Source organism: Pseudofrankia coriaricola (assembly GCF_032027725.1).
Classification (GTDB): domain Bacteria; phylum Actinomycetota; class Actinomycetes; order Frankiales; family Frankiaceae; genus Pseudofrankia.
The window spans coordinates 71,025-89,088 of record NZ_JASNFO010000016.1; the positions used below are offsets into that span (position 1 = coordinate 71,025).

General features: G+C 72.4%; 10 protein-coding genes. 7 read left to right on the forward strand and 3 right to left on the reverse strand.

Going from position 1 to position 18,064, the window contains the following annotated elements; translation table 11 throughout:
- Positions 1-89 precede the first annotated feature (89 nt).
- Positions 90-266 carry a hypothetical protein gene (locus QOZ89_RS09775; RefSeq protein WP_312623581.1) on the reverse strand — a complete coding sequence of 59 codons (177 nt, stop codon included), beginning with the start codon at positions 264-266 and terminating at the stop codon, positions 90-92.
- Positions 267-420: 154 nt separating this feature from the next.
- Between QOZ89_RS09775 and QOZ89_RS09780 the strand changes: the two genes are divergently transcribed.
- From QOZ89_RS09780 to QOZ89_RS09795, 4 genes are all read left to right on the forward strand, one after another.
- Positions 421-4,215, forward strand: a complete 3,795-nt coding sequence (locus QOZ89_RS09780) for a putative inorganic carbon transporter subunit DabA (protein WP_312623582.1) — start codon at positions 421-423, stop codon at positions 4,213-4,215.
- 47 nt (positions 4,216-4,262) lie between these two features.
- A complete protein-coding gene (locus tag QOZ89_RS09785; RefSeq protein WP_071051276.1) occupies positions 4,263-5,798 on the forward strand; it encodes a proton-conducting transporter transmembrane domain-containing protein in 1,536 nt (511 codons plus the stop codon).
- Positions 5,798-7,189, forward strand: a complete 1,392-nt coding sequence (locus tag QOZ89_RS09790) for a proton-conducting transporter transmembrane domain-containing protein (RefSeq protein WP_312623583.1) — start codon at positions 5,798-5,800, stop codon at positions 7,187-7,189. The genes QOZ89_RS09785 and QOZ89_RS09790 overlap by 1 nt, the downstream gene beginning before the upstream one ends.
- Positions 7,190-7,615: 426 nt before the next feature.
- A complete protein-coding gene (locus QOZ89_RS09795) occupies positions 7,616-8,851 on the forward strand; it encodes a cytochrome P450 (RefSeq protein WP_071051278.1) in 1,236 nt (411 codons plus the stop codon).
- Positions 8,852-9,010: 159 nt separating this feature from the next.
- Here QOZ89_RS09795 and QOZ89_RS09800 read toward each other — a convergent pair whose 3' ends face one another.
- On the reverse strand, positions 9,011-10,105 hold the full coding sequence (locus tag QOZ89_RS09800) for an aminoglycoside phosphotransferase family protein (RefSeq protein ID WP_312623585.1): 1,095 nt from the start codon (positions 10,103-10,105) through the stop codon (positions 9,011-9,013).
- A 173-nt stretch (positions 10,106-10,278) separates the two neighbouring features.
- Positions 10,279-11,280, reverse strand: a complete 1,002-nt coding sequence (locus tag QOZ89_RS09805; protein ID WP_157910575.1) for an SDR family oxidoreductase — start codon at positions 11,278-11,280, stop codon at positions 10,279-10,281.
- A 267-nt stretch (positions 11,281-11,547) separates the two neighbouring features.
- Here QOZ89_RS09805 and QOZ89_RS09810 point away from each other — a divergent pair, with 267 nt between their 5' ends.
- The 3 genes from QOZ89_RS09810 to hrpB all read left to right on the forward strand — a co-directional run bounded on the left by QOZ89_RS09810 (position 11,548) and on the right by hrpB (position 17,892).
- Complete coding sequence (locus QOZ89_RS09810; protein ID WP_071051280.1) at positions 11,548-12,561, forward strand: LLM class F420-dependent oxidoreductase; 1,014 nt, start codon at positions 11,548-11,550, stop codon at positions 12,559-12,561.
- Between the two features lie 345 nt (positions 12,562-12,906).
- Positions 12,907-15,000, forward strand: coding sequence for a molybdopterin-containing oxidoreductase family protein (locus QOZ89_RS09815; RefSeq protein ID WP_312623586.1), 2,094 nt, complete (start codon positions 12,907-12,909; stop codon positions 14,998-15,000).
- A gap of 183 nt (positions 15,001-15,183) precedes the next feature.
- Entirely contained in the window at positions 15,184-17,892 is a 2,709-nt protein-coding gene (gene hrpB / locus QOZ89_RS09820) for an ATP-dependent helicase HrpB (RefSeq protein ID WP_071051282.1), read from the forward strand.
- The last annotated feature ends 172 nt before the right edge of the window (positions 17,893-18,064 follow it).

Here is an 18,064-nt window from a genome sequence, read left to right on the forward strand (position 1 = left end):
GGTGGTCCCCCCCGCCTGGTGTGGCGGTGCTGCCTACGCCAGGCGGGGGAACCACGGGATCTGCGCGAGTGCTCGCGGCGGGTCTCGGGTCAGCTGGCCTCGTCCCGTCGAGGCCGGTTGGAACGGGGGACGAGGCGGGCGACGTTTTCGGCGATCTCGCGGGCGAGTTCGGGCAGGACGTCGGCTCGGAGCGGGTATTGCTCCTGACCGGTGATGCGGCGGGTGATCTGAGCAAGTGTGATGACGGTCCCATCATGGCCCATCACCGCTGCCTCCATCGCTAGTGGCAGGTCAGCGCCGACTACTCTCGGCGGAGGACCAAGACTCGGTGTGGCCACCGTTGCGGACGATTCGTCGGCGTCCGGCTAGCGATCCGCGGTCGGGCGGACCCGTCGTGCCCGAAGGCAGGCCGCGGCAGGAATGGAGACGACGACGGAGACGACAGCGACGCCGGCGACCGCAGCGGGTCCGGCGGTACCGGTCCCCGCCCAGCCGGAGAGCGAATCGCGGACCGATCCGGAGTCCCTGGTCGCCAGCATCCTGGACGACGTCGCGCACCTTCTGCCCGAGCAGGCACCACTGAGCTTCTTCGTGCATCACAACACGCTGCATGCATTCGAGGATCTCCCCTTCCAGGACGCCGTCGTCCACGCCTCCGAGTTGCTGGGCACGCAGCCTTTCCAGACCGAGCGGGCGTTCGCCGAGCACCTGCGCAGCGGCCGGATCCGTGAGGACGACGTACGCGCCGTACTTGCCCCCCACGACGAGGTTGACGGCGACGTCGAGGTGGTGCCCGGCGGGCCGACCCTGGCCGAGTTCCGGCTTCGGCGTCTCACCACCCTGTTTGAGATCCCGCAGGGCGCCGGGCTGCGCTGGCTGCTGGAGGACGACGACGCCCGTCGTCGCTGCCACCCCTGGGTGGACGACGCCCGCCGGGCCGCGCTTCGGCGCCAGGCCGGACGGATCTTTGAGCCGCACGGCGGCGGCCAGGACACCCCCGGATTCCCCGACACCTCTGACTCCCCTGCGTCCGGCCGTCCGGATAGTCAGGCCCAGGTCCGCCGCCCCGCGACGGGTAGTCGCGGGGCGCGCCACAACAGCCCCGGCCGCCATGAAGCAGCGCGGAGCGCGTCCCGGCGAGGTGCTGCCCGGACCCCCGGGCGCGGGGGACGCCCGGGTTGGACAGGAAACGGTCGGGCCCTGTCCGGTCAGCGGACACCCAAGGCTCGGCTCCTGGCCGAGGTCTGGGAGACCCTGGAACGCCAACGCCCACCGGCACCCGCCATCGCGGTCCCGGCCCGGCGCCGCGACCAGATTCTGCGCCTGCTGGGTGTGGACACGGATGAGTTCGCGCATCCGGTGCTGATTCGGTTGTGCTCCGCTTTTCTCGATCAAGGTATCGCGTACTGGCAGATGCCGGAACGCGAGGACGGCCTGCTGGGCGTTTTCCGGCGACTGTTCGGCCTGCCCGGCGGTCGGCCCGACCCGGTCTGGCGTGGGCTCGATGTAGTTCTTCGCGAGCAGGCGGCGCAGGGATGGACGGCGACGCGGACCGTGGTGTGGGCGCTTCGTGCGTTGCAGCTACCCGAGTCGGTCTGGCCGGCGACGATCCGGGCGAACCTGCTGTCCCTGCGCGGCTGGGCGGGCATGGTACGCCAGTTCGAGATTCGCCCCGACCGGGTTCCGGTGCAGCCGTCCCCCGCACGGCTCGTCGACTTCCTCGCCGTGCAACTCCTGCTCAAGGTGTTCGCCACCCGGTACGTGCTGACCGAACGCATCGGCCCCGGGGCGGAACCGGCCGATCTCGGTCCCCTTGGCTCGGTCTCGTCGCCCGCAACGTTCGACTCGCCCACGCTGTCGGATGTGACCGGCACGCCGGCCACATACGACTCCCCCGCCGCAGTGAGCACTCCCACCGCGCCGAACGCCGCAACGGTGGCAAGCGCCTCGGCCGCTTTCGGTGCCCAACCCGGGTTCGGAGGATCCAGTAGCGAGCCGCTCGCCATCCAGCCGCGTGCTGTCCACGCCGTCGACGAGGCGAGCATCGACACGGCGTTGGTGTACGAGGCGTTCGTGCTGGCCCAGCTGGTGGACGTCGATCTTGGTCTGCTCACCGAGGACCGGTGGGCCAGCGCCTGGCTGCGGGCGGTCGCCGATTTCGACGAGCAGCGCCGACGCTGGCTCCTGCACCAGGCGTACGAGCGCCGGTATCGGATGATCATCCTGGATGCGCTGTGCGCGCACGGCCGGAACTCCGCTCCGGCCGCCGAGGTCGATGCCCCACCCACGGACTTCCTCGCGGTCTTCTGTATGGACGAGCGGGAGGAATCGCTGCGTCGGCATCTCGAGGAGCACTGCCCGGCGGTGCGCACCTACGGTGCCGCCGGCTTCTTCGGTGTGACCATGGCCTACCAGGGCCTGGACGACATCCGGCCGCGTGCGCTGTGCCCGGTCACGACGACCCCGCGACATCTCGTCATGGAGCGGGCTGTGGACGAGACCGAACATGCGGCCTACCGCCGGGCGATGCGCCGCTATGGACACGTCGGACACGCCGTGTCGAGGGCCCGCGGAACCCTCGGCCGCGGTGCGGCCCTGACCGCGCTCGCCGGCCTGGCATCGACCGTGCCGCTCGTCAGCCGGTGTCTGTTCCCGCGGACGGCCGAACACTGGGCGCGTCACGTCCACCACCGGGTGGCGCCGCGCCCGCGCACCAGACTCGTCCTCGAATGCCCCGACGACGTCGAGCATCTCGAGGACACCCCGGCCTCGGCGACGATGTCCGCAACACCGGGCACGGCATCCGGTGCGCTGGTGCCCGGGGTCGGGTCGGCGCCGCTGCGGTTGGGTTACACGGTCGCGGAGATGACCGACATCGTCGACGCGATGCTGACCAACATCGGCCTGACCGGCACCGCCGCGACAGCCGTCACAGCCGCTCCAGACGCCGTGACGTCACGGTCGACGACCGAAAGCGCCACGATGCCTGGAGCGACGACCGCTGGGCGGGCGGGTTCACGCGCCGAGCGGCTCGTTCTGATCGTCGGTCACGGATCGTCCAGCCTGAACAATCCACACGAAGCGGCCCACGACTGCGGTGCCACCGGTGGCGGCCAGGGTGGACCGAACGCCCGGGTGTTCGCCGCGATGGCGAACCACCCCCGAGTTCGCGACAGTCTCGCCCAGCGGGGCATCCGCCTGGATCCGAGCATCTGGTTCATCGGCGCCTATCACAACACGTGCGACGAGTCGATCGACTACTTCGACACCGATCTCGTGCCAGACCGCTTCCGCCCCGCGTTGGACCGGGTCCGGGCGGCCATGGACGCGGCCTGCCGGCTGGACGCGCATGAACGGTGCCGGCGGTTCGAGTCCGCGCCCACCGACCTCGACGCGGAACAGGCGTTGGCGCATGTCCAGGAGCACGCCCGGGACATCGGCCAGCCACGGCCGGAGTACGGGCACGCCACGAACGCCGTCTGTGTGATCGGACGGCGCTCCCGCACCCGCGGGTTGTATCTGGACCGCCGCGCCTTCCTCGTCTCCTACGATCCGACGACGGACCCGGACGGCGAGGTGCTCACCCGGTTGCTGCTGTCGGCCGGCCCGGTCGGCGCGGGGATCAACCTGGAGTACTACTTCAGCTTCATCGATCCGGTGGGTTACGGCAGCGGCACGAAGCTGCCCCACAACATCACCGCGCTGGTCGGCGTCATGGACGGGCATGCCTCCGACCTGCGCACCGGGTTGCCCTGGCAGATGGTAGAGATCCACGAGCCAATGCGCCTGCTCGTGATCGCCGAGGCCGAGCCGGAACTCCTCTCCCGCCTGCTGCGCGACAATCCGGGACTCGATCGGCTCGCCTCGGGCGGGTGGATTCAGCTCGCCGCCTGGGATCCGCAGGGACCCGACATCCACCTGTATGTCGACGGCACGTTCCGCCAGCACCACCCGAACGATCTCACGCTGCCGGTGGTGACCCGTTCGGTGGAGTTCTACGCCGGCCGTCGCGACCATCTCGGATGCGCCGAGGTACTCGGCACACCGCCGCCGGCCGCCGCGGACGAGACCGCCGCGGCCCGACGGCCGGGCCCAGGCCCGGACCGTGCCCGGTGGCCCACCGCCAGCCCGCCCGGAGCCGGCCTTGCGGTCGACGACCACGCGGTCAACGACCACGCTGGCGGTCAGCCGGTCAACCCGCGGCCAGCGGGATGAGGCACGCCCTCACGACCAACCTGTCCGGGAGTGCGTATGGCGGGGTGATGACCGTGTTGCTGCTGGCCCCGGTCGTGCTGCCGGCCGCCGGGGTCGCCGTGCAGGCTGTCGCCTTGTGGTTTGGTCACCACTGGTCGGAACGGGCCGCGGTCACGATCGTGGCCATCGTGTTCGGCACCGTCGTCCTCGCGACGGCCGCTCTCGGTGTCGCTCTCCTGGTGACCAGGCGCGACATGATCGACGTTCAGGTCGGTACCTGGTTCGCCACACCCGACCATGCCTGGCGCTGGCACCTGGTGGCCGATCGGCTGTCCATCCCGTTTGCGCTGTCCGCGGCGACGCTGATCGGGCTGATCGGCGCGCTGTCGAGCCGGTACCTGCACCGGGAGCCGGGGTTCTTCCGCTTCTACCTGCTGCTCACGCTGTTCGGCACCGGGGTCGAACTGGTCGTGCTCGCCGGCAGCCTGGCTGTCGTGTTCGTCGGCTGGGAGCTGGTTGGGATGTCCTCAGCCCTGCTGATCGCCTTCTTCCACGAACGGCCTGGACCGGTGCGGCACGGGCTGCGCGCGTTCCTGACCTACCGTGCCTGCGATGTCGGGCTGCTGGCCGGGACCGCTCTGCTGGCCGGCACGGCCGGATCGGTGGACCTCGTCAGCCCGCCCGCGCCGACGACCGGCTGGCCGGGCCAGGTGGGCTGGATGGACTGGGCGGACTGGGCGCAGGTCCCCGTGCCGGCCTCCGCGGTGAGCGCGACGATCGTGGCGCTGCTCCTGGTCCTGGCCGTGGTCGGCAAGTCCGCGCTGGTGCCGGCGAGTGGCTGGCTGCCACGGGCGATGGAGGGTCCCACCCCGTCCAGCGCGATCTTCTACGGCGCGATCTCGGTGCACCTCGGACCGTACCTACTGCTACGCACCCACGCCCTGTTCGACGCGACACCCGCCGCCCGGGTGGTCGTCGTCCTGATCGGTCTCGCGACCGCCCTGCACGCCACCGTGGTCGGCCGCGTGCAGTCAGACATCAAAAGCGCCCTGGCCTACGCTTCCATGACGCAGGTCGGCCTGATCGTCGCCGAGATCGGTCTGGGCCTGTACCTGCTGGCCATCCCGCACATCCTGGGACATGCGGCGGTGCGCAGCGCGCAGATCCTGCGCTCACCGAGCCTGCTGCACGACCGGCACCATCTCGAACAGGCGATGGGGCGGACGCTGCCGCACGCCGGCCGGCATCTCGAACGGCTCGTCCCGGCCCGCTGGCAGCCACGGCTGTATCGGTATGCGCTCGAACGCGGCCATCTGGACGTCTGGCTGCGAGACCTGTGCGCCCCGATCGCGCGGCTGCTGCGGGCCATCGACCACGGGCAGCGCCGCGCGGCCGACCGCATCGGCGGCGCGCGCAGCGGCACGACCCCCGACGTGGCCGCCCTCGCCCTGACCCTCGGCAACCCCACCATCAGCATCCCCGCCGTCCGCCGCGCGGCGGCGCGCGGCACGGCGGCCGGCAGCCCGGCCAGCGGGAGTGCGCCTGCCCGCGAAGGGGCCGGCCGGAATGCGCCAGCGCACGACATCGCTCCCAGGGGGCGATGATGACGGTGTCGCTAGGCCCGCTGCTGGCCGCCTGCCTCCTGCTGCTCGGCGCGGGCGATCTAGCCCGCCGACGGCTCGATGCCCGGCGAGCACGGGCGGCGGCAACGGCCTGGACAGGCACAGCGCTCGCGATGATCGTCATCTGTGTCCCGCTGGCCGGACTCGTCGACGACGCGCTGGCCGGCGTCGGCGGCGAGACGGTGACCACCCTGACGACGGGATGGGCCCGTTGGACGCCGGTGGCCACGGGGCTGGCCGGCCTGGTCGCGGTCGCGCTGGCGCCGGTGCGCACGCACACCCCGCGCACGTTCATCCACGTCCTAGTGGTGCTCGCCACCGGGCTGGCGGCCACCGCGACCGGCGAACCGGCCGTGATCGTGGCACTGTGGGCGTTGGCATCCGCCGCGATGTGGCATGACCTGCGCCATCGCCTCGGTTCGCGAGGACCGGCCCGGCTTTTCGCCCTACACCAAGCGTTCGGTGTCACGCTGGCCGCCCTCGGTGTGATGGTCCTGGCCATCGGCGATGCGTCGGGATGGGCGGGCACGATCGGCGCCGCGGCGATCATCGCCGCCGCCACGGCCCGGCTAGGCCTGCTGCCCCTGCACCTGTGGGTCTCCGGGCTGGTGGAATCAGCGCCGATGGGTCTGGTCGTTGTGTTCCTCACGGGTCCGACCGCGCCGATGCTGCTCCTCGCCGACGGCATACCGGCGCCCGGGACCGGACTGCTCGTGGTCGCAGCGGTGTCCGCCCTGCTCGGCGGCCTGCTCGGGCTCGTCCAGCCCGACGCCCGGCGCGGGCTGAGCGCCGTCACGGTCAGCGTGTCCGGGATCGTCGCGTGCGGCATCGCGGAGGCGTCACCGACCACCGTGGCCGGGGCGATACTGGCCTGGCAGGCCTACGCCATTGGGATGGCCGGCGCCCTGATGGTCCTGTCGACCACCGAGGCACGCCGGGGGCCCATCACCCTCACCGGAGCCGGTGGCAGTTTCGCCCGCACCCCGAAACTCGCCGTCGCGTTCCTGCTGCTCGGGCTGGCCGTCGTCGGATTCCCGGCCACCCTGGGATTCATCGGCGAGGATCTCCTGATCGAGGGAACCCGGGAATCGTCATCGCTGCTGATGGTGGCGCTCGCCGTCGCGACAGCGGCCAACGGGGCGACGGTCGTACGCTGGTTCTTCACCGGATTCACCGGACGGCGCGATCACGCCGGCGAGCCCGACCTCACCACACGCGAACAGTGGGCGGTCACCGCCGCCCTCGCGGTGCTGCTGGTCGGCGGCCTGACGCCGGGCCGGCTGGTACCGGACGGCCCGAACCCGGCCTTCGGGCCGCGATCAGCCGGCAGCTCGGCCCACACAGACGCGACCGCCGCTGGACACGCCCAATAGACGCGCCGACTCCACGTGCGCAGCGGGTGCAATCGGCCGGACTCACCGGTCGACATGACCAGTCGACGCGGTCAGTCAACCCGGCCAGTCGGCCACGCTGGCTCGTCCTGCCCGCGCTCGACCACGTCCCGATGCTGCCACCGGCAAGGTCGACACCCCTGCCCTGGCGCGGCTGCTCGCCCTGCGAGGCCAGCCGGTGGCCGGCTCGAAGGGCGCGGGTCAGGCCGACGGCGGCGCCAGGACCTGACGGCGGCCGGGAGGCCGCCGCGGGCGCTCGGGCCTGGGGCACCCCAGGGCTTGAGGCGCCGACCGCCGATAACGTACCTTCCGCACATCCACGAAAGAAGACATCTACATCTTTAAGAGGGCACGTCCTCGGAGGCTCCACGTAAGCCCGCCTCCGCCGGCGCGAGGTTGGGGAGAAGCATGACAGCGGCGAGCACCGCCACCGCCCCGAAGATCGACCTGCTGGACGCGGCGTCGTTCGCGAACGGCCAGCCCCACGACCAGTTCACCTGGCTGCGCGAGCACGACCCGGTGCACCGCCACGACGAGCCCGACGGCCCCGGGTTCTGGGCGGTCACCCGCTACGAGGACGTCCGACACGTCGGGCGCGACCCGGGCACGTTCTCCAACTCGCCGTCCGTGCAGATCGTCGACGTCCACGGCGACGGCGCCTCCATGGGCGACCACCAGATGATGCTGATGATGGACCCCCCGCGGCACAGCAAGTACCGCAAGCTCGTCAGCCCCGACTTCGTCCCCAGGTCGGTACGGCCACTCATCCACCGGGTCGACGCCCTCGCCCGCCAGATCGTCGACGCGGTCATCGAACGCGGCGAATGCGACCTGGTCGACGACCTCGCCGGCGAGATGCCCTCGCTCGTCATCGCCGACCTGCTCGGCATGCCACTGGAAGACGGCCGCGAACTCTACAAACTGACCGAGCAGATGCACGCGGTCCCCGACACCGTGCCGGAGGGCACCCAGCTCAACGCGGCGCTCAAGATGTTCACCTACGCGAGCGAGCTGCAGGCGGCCAAGCGCAGGAACCCGGGCGACGACCTGTCGAGCCGGCTGCTGGCCGCCGAGGTCGAGGGCCACCGCCTCGACGAGATGGACTTCAACCTCTTCTTCATGCTCCTCATCGACGCCGGCGGCGACACCACCCGCCAACTCGTCGGCGGCGGCCTGCACGCACTGTTCGAGCGCCCGGACCAGCGGGCCGCGCTGATGGCTGACCTCGACGGCCGGCTCGACACGGCGATCGAGGAGATGCTGCGCTGGGTCAGCCCGGTCGTCTACATGCGCCGGACCGTCACGACGGACACCGAGCTGCGCGGCCGGCAGATCGGCGCCGGCGACAAGGTCGTCATGTACTACGGCTCGGCCAACCGCGACGAGCGGGTGTTCGCGAACCCACAGACGTTCGACATCACCCGCTCCCCGAACGACCACATCGCCTTCGGCAGTGGCGGCCCGCACTTCTGCCTCGGCTCACACCTCGCCCGCGTCGAGATCACCGCGCTGCTGCGCGAGATCCTCACCCGGATGCCCGACATCGAGCCCGCAGGCCCCACCACCTGGCTGCAGTCGAACTTCATCTCCGGCCCCCGCCACCTACCAGTCCGTTTCACCCCCGGCCCGAAGCTCGGCTCCTGACCTTCGACACCTCGTCAGGCGGACAGGGCGCGTGGACCGCCCACGGGACGGTCCACGCGCCTGGCCACCTGTGGCTACCGGCGGGGTCGATCCGCAGACCTGAAATAGCGACGCTCTGTTGTGGACAGTGGGTCGTCGATGCCGCAGTCGCGGTCGTGGTCACCACTCCTGGTCGTTCTCGACGGCGGCGAGGGCGTCGTGGTCGGCGACCGCGGTTCCGATGCGGGTCAGGAGCAGGCTGGTGATGGCCGGATCGACCTTCAGCGTGATGCCCCACATGAAGAAGCCGTGGACCATGCCGCGGCGCACGCCGAGCCAGGCGTCGTCCCAGGAGGGGACGTCCACGCCGCCGGCGCGCAGCTGGTCGAGGTAATGGCGGACCAGGTCGCGCTCAGCGTGCCGTCGGTCGTCGACAGTCAGCGCGGACGCGATGTGGTACCCGACGTCGAGGTACCAGGGCCCGCGCTGCGCCGTCTGCCAGTCGACGAACGACGGCCGGCCGGCACCGTCGAGGTAGACGTTGCCGACGTGGGCGTCGCCGTGGATCACCGTCCATCGCGGGACCGCCTTGGCCCGCGCGGCCAGCACCCGGTAGGCGGCGGCGAGCCGTTCGGCGTCACGCACCTCGGCCGGCACGCCCGCGCCGATCGGGCCGGCGAAGTTGTCCCGGATCTCCCGGACGCCACGCACCCGCAGGTAGCCGTCCATCCGGCCGGCGAGCCAGCGGGCGTCCGCGAGTGCCGGGTCACCCCAGGCCGCCGCGTGCAGGCGGGCGAGCTCGGTGAGGCTTTCGGCCGCCTGATCCGGGGTGTAGTCGCTGCGGGCGTCGAGGAAGGTCGCCCCCTCGGCGACGACGTCCTCGGTGATGACGACCCCGTGGTGGGTCAGCGGGTCGACGTCGGCGTAGACGGCACGCAGGGTACGCATGCCGGTCGACGCGGCCACGTCCCGATAGAACCAGGCCTCGTGCTCCCCCGTCGCCCGAGCCGCGTGGCCGACCTCGGTGAAGTAGCCCTTGACGCAGAGGTTCGCCGATAGTCCCGGCGGAACGCCGCCCACGCACTCGATCCGGAACCTGGCGTTCGTCGCCACCCGGCTGATGACCGGGCCGGGCGTCACGGTGCTGACCTCCAGGCCGGGGAACCGGCGACCGAGCGCCGCGGTGAGCCACGCGGACGACAGCACGTCCTCCAGGGTGTCCGGCACTCGAAGCGAGCCGGCGTCGGCCGCATCGCGGTGTGGAGCGGAAGTCATAGCCCGGTCCCGAGGTTCCCAGGCGTGGACACGGCGGCGTCGGGCTCCGGCGCGGCGCAGGTTTGCGGTCCGCTCTCACACAGCCGCGGTGCGATCTTCGGCCGAGGTCGTAACTGCAAGGTTCTGTCCTCCGTCTCGGACTGCTGACCCAACGAGCACCCGGCCCAGCGCGGTCAAGGAGTGAAGAGGTGTCCGGCGTTCACGTCGAGCACAGCCCCGGTGATCCCCGACGCCAGGTCCGACGCGAGGAACAGGACCGCGTTCGCGACCTCGTCCTCGGTCACGGGGCGGCGCAGCGCCATCTCACTCGCATACCCGGCGAGCACGACCTCGTATTCGACCCCGCGCTGCATCGCCAGCGACCGGTAGTACCCCTCGAGCCGGGCACTCCAGATGTGGCCCGGCGCGACACAGTTCACCCGCACACCGTGCGGGCCGAGCTCCGCGGCGAGCGACTGCGCGATCTTGTGGGCCTGGGCCTTGCCGGCGCTGTACTCGCTGCGGCCGGCCAGGCCGATCCGGCTCGACATCGACGTCACGTTGACGATGGAGCCGGCACCACGCTCGACCATGTGCGGCGCCACGTACCGGCAGGTGAGCAGCGTCCCGAACCCGCCGATCTCCACCGCCCGCCGCCACTCCTCGAGCTCCGGGGCGTCCATGTCCACGACGGCGCGCTTGGCGGTGTTCGGGAAGGCCGCGTTCACGAGCACGTCGATGCGGCCGAAGCGGTCCATCACCGCCATGGCCATCCGCTCGGCGTCGGGTGGCGAGGCGATGTCCGCAGCCACGGTGAGCACCTCACCGCCAGCCGCCCGCGCCGCCTCGCCCGAGGCGTCGAGCGACGCCGTCGATCGGGCGACCAGGGCGACTGACGCACCCGCGGACGAGAAACGGCGGGCGAGCGTCGCCCCCAGCCCGGCACCCGCGCCGACCACGACGGCGACCCGACCGTGGAAGGAGAGGAGATTTTGACCTTCGCTCATGAAGCCTTCCGAGTACAGGCCGGTATCGCGCGCCGCGGCCGTCTCGAAGTAGGCCGCGCCCGGTCGGTCACCGACCTCGGCGAGCTCACGGACCGTCGACAGCGGGCATGTCTCGGCGATGAACCGCGCACTCGTGTCGAGGAGCATCTCCTGCTCGGGCGTCGCGGCCGCCACCAACCGGACGCTCATGCGCCTGGGGCCTTCCTCGTACGCCGGTGGGCGAACGCGGCGCGGTGATCGCCGGCCCGCCGCGCGGGTGCAGAGACCATCAGGGTTTCCTCCCGGATACAGTCGCCACAATATATATAGATATTTGTGTACCGTCGAGAAGTGACGCCCTTCGCGGAGCATGCGCGCGAAGGGCGAGGTGGCTGCCCACACGCTGGTCGACGATCCACGCGGCGACCGGGCACAAGCGGAAAACTGACCCAAAAGATTAGACAGTTAGGATCTGACATGCCGCCAAGGCCTTCGCTCGGACTGAGTCTCGCCGGATTCGGCGGGGACCCGCGGTCGCTCGCGGACGTCGCGCTGCGGGCTGAGCGGGCCGGATACGACTCCGTGTGGTCGGCCGAGGCGTGGGGCAGCGACGCGTTCACCCCGCTCGCGTACCTCGCCGCACGGACCAGCCGTCTGCGGCTGGGCACCGCCATCGCCCAGATGGCGGCGCGCACGCCGGCGGCGACCGCCATGACGGTCCTGACGCTGCAGCAGTTGTCCGAAGGACGCCTCGTCCTCGGGCTGGGCGCGTCGGGGCCGCAGGTTGTCGAGGGCTGGCACGGCGTGCCGTACCACGCTCCGGTGCGGATGACCCGCGAGTACCTGGCCGTGCTGCGCACGGCGCTCGCCGGCACCGAGAAGCTGGAGTTCTCCGGCTCCGTCTACCAGATCCCGAACACCGGCGCCGGCACCACCGGGCAGGGGCGCCCGCTGCGCACGACCATGCCGCCGGCGCCGGGCACTCCCATCCTGGTCGCCGCGATGGGCCCGAAGAACGTGGCCATGGCTGTCGAGAACGCCGACGGCCTGCTCCCCTACCTGTGGAGCCCGACCCGGTGGCGCGAGACCTGGGGCGAGGCCCTCGCGAAGGCGCCCGAAGGGTTCCAGGTCGCGCCCACGGTGCTCGTCTGCGTCGGCGACGACCTCGCCGCCTGCCGCGACCGGGTACGCCCCCGCATCGCGCTGCACATCGGCGGCATGGGCTCACGGACGAAGAACTTCTACGCCTCGCTGGTCTCCCGCTACGGCTACGCCGACGAGGTCGCCCGCATCCAGGACCTCTATCTGGGCGGCCAGCGCGCCGCCGCCTGCGCAGCCGTCCCCGACGAGCTCGTCGACGACCTGGCCCTCGTCGGCCCCGTCCCCCGGATCTCCGAGCAGCTCGCGGTCTGGCGCGACGGCCCGGTCACCACGATGATCCTCGAACCGACGCACCCCGACATGCTCGAGGACATCGCGAAGATCTGGTGAGGCCCGACGGGGACGGCCCGCGGCCGCCGGATACGACGGCGGCCGCGGGACCGATGACCACGAGCCGCATGTCAGACATCCTCACCCGCCGGACCGATCGGCGACCGGAGGTGGCAGACGCCGTTGACCGGGCTGTCTGCTTGCCTGGTCTCCAGGGCCGCACGCACCTGCGACCAGGCCCGTTCGGCGAGCGCGCGGCCCGACCGGTCGGTGACCAAGGAATCTGAGGCTTGTATTCCTGCCCCGCGGCTGCGGCCTCTCCCAGCCAGCCATCTCTAACATCTAGATGTTTTACGTCGTCCGTATTACGGTTCCGCCAGACTCGACGATGGGAGGGCAGGGTCCATGGCCGACTCCATCCGCACCTTCTGCCGCCTCTGCGAGGCCGGCTGCGGCCTCACGGCCACGGTGGAACACGGGCGGCTCACCCGGCTTCGGGCCGACCGGGACCACCCGGTCACCAAGGGGTTCGCCTGTGGCAAGGGCCTGCGCGCGGTGGAGGTGCATGACGATCCGGACCGGGTCCGGCGGCCGCAGCGACGGGCCGGCGACACGTTCGTCTCCGTCACCTGGGACGAGGCGTTCGCCGACATCGCCGAGCGCCTCGAGGCCGTAATCGCCAGGCACGGTCCCCGGTCCGTCGGCCTCTACCTCGGGAACCCGAACGCCTTCAACGCCCTCGGCGGCGCGATGGGGGTCTCCTTCACCGCCGCTCTCGGCTCCGACCGGCTGTTCTCGGCGACGACGCAGGACTGCGCGAACAAGTACACCGTGGCCGAGCTGCTCTACGGCACGATGAAGGCCCATCCCATCCCGGATCTCGAGCGCACCGACTTCCTGTTGTGGATCGGGTCGAACGTGCGGGTGAGCAAATCGTCGTTCCTGAGCGTCGCCAATCCGCTCCAGGCCCTGCGTCGTGTCCGGCAGCGAGGTGGCCGGGTCGTGTTCGTCGACCCGCTGCAGATCGAGCCGGACGTCGGGGAGACGCTGCAGCTGCGTCCGGACTCCGACCCCTACCTGCTCGCCGCGATGCTCCACGAGATTCATCGGACCGTCGGGTTCCGTCCCGGCGTGTTCGAGGGCCGGATCGACGGGCTGGACGAGGTCGCGGCGTTCGTGACCCCCTACTCACCCGAGGCGGTGGCCGACGTCGTCGGACTGCCGGCGGGCACCATCGCCGCGCTGGCGCGGGACTTCGCCGCCGCCGAGCGGGCCTCGATCCACGCCTCGACCGGCCTGAACATGGGCCGTCAGGGGGCGCTCGCGTACTGGCTCGTCCAGATGCTGCTCCTCGCGACGGGCAACCTCGACCAGCCGGGCGGCAACTACTTCGCCACCGGCGGACTGGCGAAGCCCAGGGCGTCGGCGGACCGCACCGCGGCGTCGTTCGAGCAGTCCACCTGGGGACCGTTCCGCCGGACCGTCGGGATGTTGCCGGGCGCGCTCCTGTCCGACCTTGTCGAGGACTCCGCCGAGCCGTTGCGCGCGCTCGTCGTCCTGGCGGGCAACCCGGTGCTGTCCATGGGCGGCGGCGAGCAGCTCGCGGACGCTATGAGGTCACTGGATCTCCTCGTCAGCATCGACCTGTACCGGAACGCGACCGGCGAGCTGGCGCACTACGTGCTCCCAGCGACGGACCAGTTCGAACGGGAGGACCTCAATACCTTCGTGCAGGGCGTGCAGGGCGTGCCGTTCGTGCAGTGGACGCCGCGAGTGGTCGAGCCCGACGCCGAGCAGCGCCAGGAATGGCAGATCTTCGGCGGTCTGCTCGAGGCGATGGGCCGCCGGCCGCCGCTCCCTCTCGACACCGCCGACCCGATGGCGTTGCTCGATGGCGCGCTCGCCCCGAGCGGCGTGAGCATCGCCGCCTTGCGCCAGGCCGGCGGCATCCTGCCGCTGGCGGAGCCGGGGCCAGGCGGGTCACTCGAACGACTCGGCGTGGAAGGCGTCCTGAACCTGGTCCCCGATGCCCTGCGCCCGGCGCTGGAGCGTGGCCATGCCCTGTTCCGTGAGCTGGACGGGGAACCGGCGGACGGGTTCAAGCTCATCACCCGCCGGACGAAGAACACGATCAACTCCTGGTTGCAGAACCTGCCGTCGGCGGTGGCGGACGATGGTGAGCCGAATCCGCTGTGGATGAACCCACGGGACGGCGACCGGCTTGGGGTGGCACCAGGCGACCGCGTGCGGATCAGCAACGACTACGGCGCCATCGAGGCCGGCATCCGTTTCGATCCTCGGCTGCGGGTCGGCGTCGTCGCCATGACGCACGGATTCGGGAACGCCTCGACGTCTGGGATGACGCGGGCGCGGGACCGACCCGGAGTGAACGTGAACGCCCTGGCCCCCCACGGACCGGGGACCTTCGACCCGGTCGGCGGCATGTCCCATGTGACCGGGATCCCGGTCGATGTCCGCCCACTGGCCAGGGCGACGTGACGGACCCTGCCGGCGCGGCCCGACGACCGTCCAGGGCCTGTCGCCGACGACCCGGCCGGCGCCGGCGCTGTCGGGTCGCGGCACCCGGCCGGCAGCGCCGGTCGTCGCCGCACCGTCAGCAGAGGAGCATTGGGCCGAATGCCGCGCCGCCCTCAGTCGCGTTGATCCGAGGAGACTGGGCGCATGTTGCCCGATCTCACGGTCGCCGGGGCGGACCTGCCCGTCCGGGCCGCCCTGCCAGCGCTCGTCGCCGCGCTGACCGCCCGCGACCAGCACGGTTCGGGCCGCGCCGGCGGGGCAGCGGTGCTGGTGGCCCCGCCCGGCACGGGCAAGACAACGCTCGTCCCGCTCGCGCTCGCCGACCACGTCCCCGGCCGGGTGCTGGTCGTCGAGCCGCGGCGGATCGCCGTCCGCGCCGCGGCACGGCGGATGGCCAGCCTCGCCGGCGGTGGCGTGGCGGGCGGTGCCGGGGCTCGTGCGGATGCGGCGGGTCGCGGCGGTGTGGGCGGCGGCGGTGTGGGCGGCGGCGAGGTGGGCGGCGCAGTCGGCTACACGATCCGCGGCGAGCGCATGGTCGGGCCGTCCACCAGGGTCGAGGTGGTCACGACGGGAGTGCTCGTCCGGCGGCTGCAACGCGACCCCGAGCTGCCCGGTACCAACGCGGTCATCCTCGACGAGTGCCACGAGCGCCACCTCGACGCCGACCTGGCGCTCGCGTTCATGCTCGACGTCCGCGCCGCGCTGCGCCCCGACCTGCTCCTGCTCGCCGCCTCCGCGACAGCCGACACCCGGCGGCTGGCCGCGATGCTGGGCGCGCCCGGCCAGCCCGCGCCGGTCATCGGGACGGACGCCTCGATGTTCGACGTCGAGGTGGTCTGGGCGCCCCCGCCCGGGGTGATCACCCCGGCGCACGGCCTGCGGGTCGACCCGAGGCTGCTCGACCACGTCGCCGCGACCGTCGGGCGCGCGCTGCGGGAGACGTCCGGGGATGTGCTCGTCTTCCTGCCCGGGGCCGGTGAGATCGCCGCCGTCGCCGGTCGGCTCGCCGGGCACCGGAACGCGGTCGACGTGCTCACCCTGCACGGCCGCCAGACCGGCGGGGCGCAGGACGCGGTGCTGCGCGCCGGCCCGCGTCGCCGGGTGGTGTTGGCGACCGCGGTCGCGGAGAGCAGCCTCACGGTGCCCGGTGTGCGGGTCGTCGTCGACGCCGGCCTGGCCCGCTCCCCGCGGATGGACCACGCCCGCGGGCTGGGCTCGCTGGTCACCGTACGGGTGTCGCGGTCGTCCGCCGGGCAGCGCGCGGGCCGGGCCGGCCGGGAGGCGCCGGGCCGGGTGTACCGCTGCTGGTCCGCTACCGAGCACGACCGGCTGCCCGCCCAGCCGGAACCGGAGATCGCCGTCGCCGACCTCACCGCCTTCGCACTGGAGCTGGCGGTCTGGGGCCATCCCGGCGGCGTGGGCCTGCCGCTGCTCAGCGACCCTCCCGCCGGCGCGATGGAGGCCGCCGGGGTCTCGCTGCGGGCCCTCGGCGCCGTCGACGAGACCGGCCGGGTCACCCCACGAGGACGTTCGATCGCCCAGGTCGGGGCCCATCCGCGGCTCGCGCGGGCGCTACTCGACGGCACCCGGGCCGTCGGCGCCCGCCGCGCGGCGGATGTCGTGGCGATGCTCTCCGGGGACGGCCCCGCGGGCGGCCCCTCCGACGACCTCGTCGCCGCGTGGCGCCGCCTGCGGGGCGACACCGACCGGGCCTCGTCCGCCCGCTGGCGGGAGGAGGCCCGCCGGCTGCGCTCGGCCGCGGAAGCCGCACCCGCCCGGCCCGGTGAACCCACCGGGCCAGCCGGGCCTGCCGGGCCCGCCGGGCCCGCGGCGCGGGGAACGGGTGGGATGACCGACGATCTTGCGGCGGGGCTGGTGGTCGGCCTCGCCTTCCCCGAGCGGCTCGCGCGGGCCCGCGACCCCGGCAGCTCGAACTACCTGATGGCCGGCGGGACAGGTGCCGAGCTCACCGCGGGCTCGGCGTTGACCGGGGCGGAATGGCTCGCCATCGCGGTCGCCGACCGCGGGTCCGGCCGGACGTCCGCCCGTGTGCGCCTGGCCGTCGCCCTCGACGCGGCCACCGCGCGGGAGGCGGGCGCGGCACTGCTGCACACCGAGGACGAGGTCGCCTGGTCCGGTGGCGACATCGTCGCCCGCCGGCTCGAGCGCCTCGGCGCGATCATCCTCGCCGAACGCCCGGTGACCAGGCCCGACCCGTCCAAGCTGCGGGCCGCCGTGCTCGACGGGCTGCGCGACGCCGGACTCCCCGTGCTGCACTGGAACGCCGACGCGCTCGCCCTGCGGGACAGACTCGCGTTCTGCCACCGGGTGCTCGGCGCCCCCTGGCCCGACGTCACCGACGCCGCCCTGCTGGCCCGCGCCCCCGACTGGCTCGGGCCGGACCTCGACGGTGTGCGGCGCCGCGCCGACCTCGAGCGCGTCGACGCCGGCCGCGCGCTGCGCCGGCTGCTGCCCTGGCCACAGGCCGCCCGGCTGGACGAGCTGGCGCCCGAGCGGGTGACGGTGCCGAGCGGCTCCCGGGTGCGCCTCGACTACAGCGGCACCAGCGGCGCGGCCGGCCCCGTCCTGGCCGTGAAGATCGCCGAGGTGTTCGGCTGGGAGCGGGTACCCGTCGTCGCCGACAGCCGCGCCCCGCTGGTGCTGCACCTGCTGTCACCGGCGGGTCGCCCGGTTGCGGTGACCAGCGACCTCGCGTCGTTCTGGCGGACGGGCTACCCGCAGGTCCGCTCGGAACTGCGCGGCCGTTACCCCCGCCACCCCTGGCCGGACGACCCGACCACAGCCCCGCCGACCCGCCGCGTCGCCCCCCGCACCCGCACCCGCGGCCGCTGACATGTCGGACGGCGCCCCCCACGGGCCGGTGTCATGGGCTGGCGGTTGTTGATGCTGGGCCACAGCTGGGAGCAGAGCACTTCACCAAACACGATCCCCGAACGCACCCCGCGCCGCATGACCAAAGAAGCCAACCGTCCCGGCCTGGCCGTCCGCTTCGAACCGATCATGG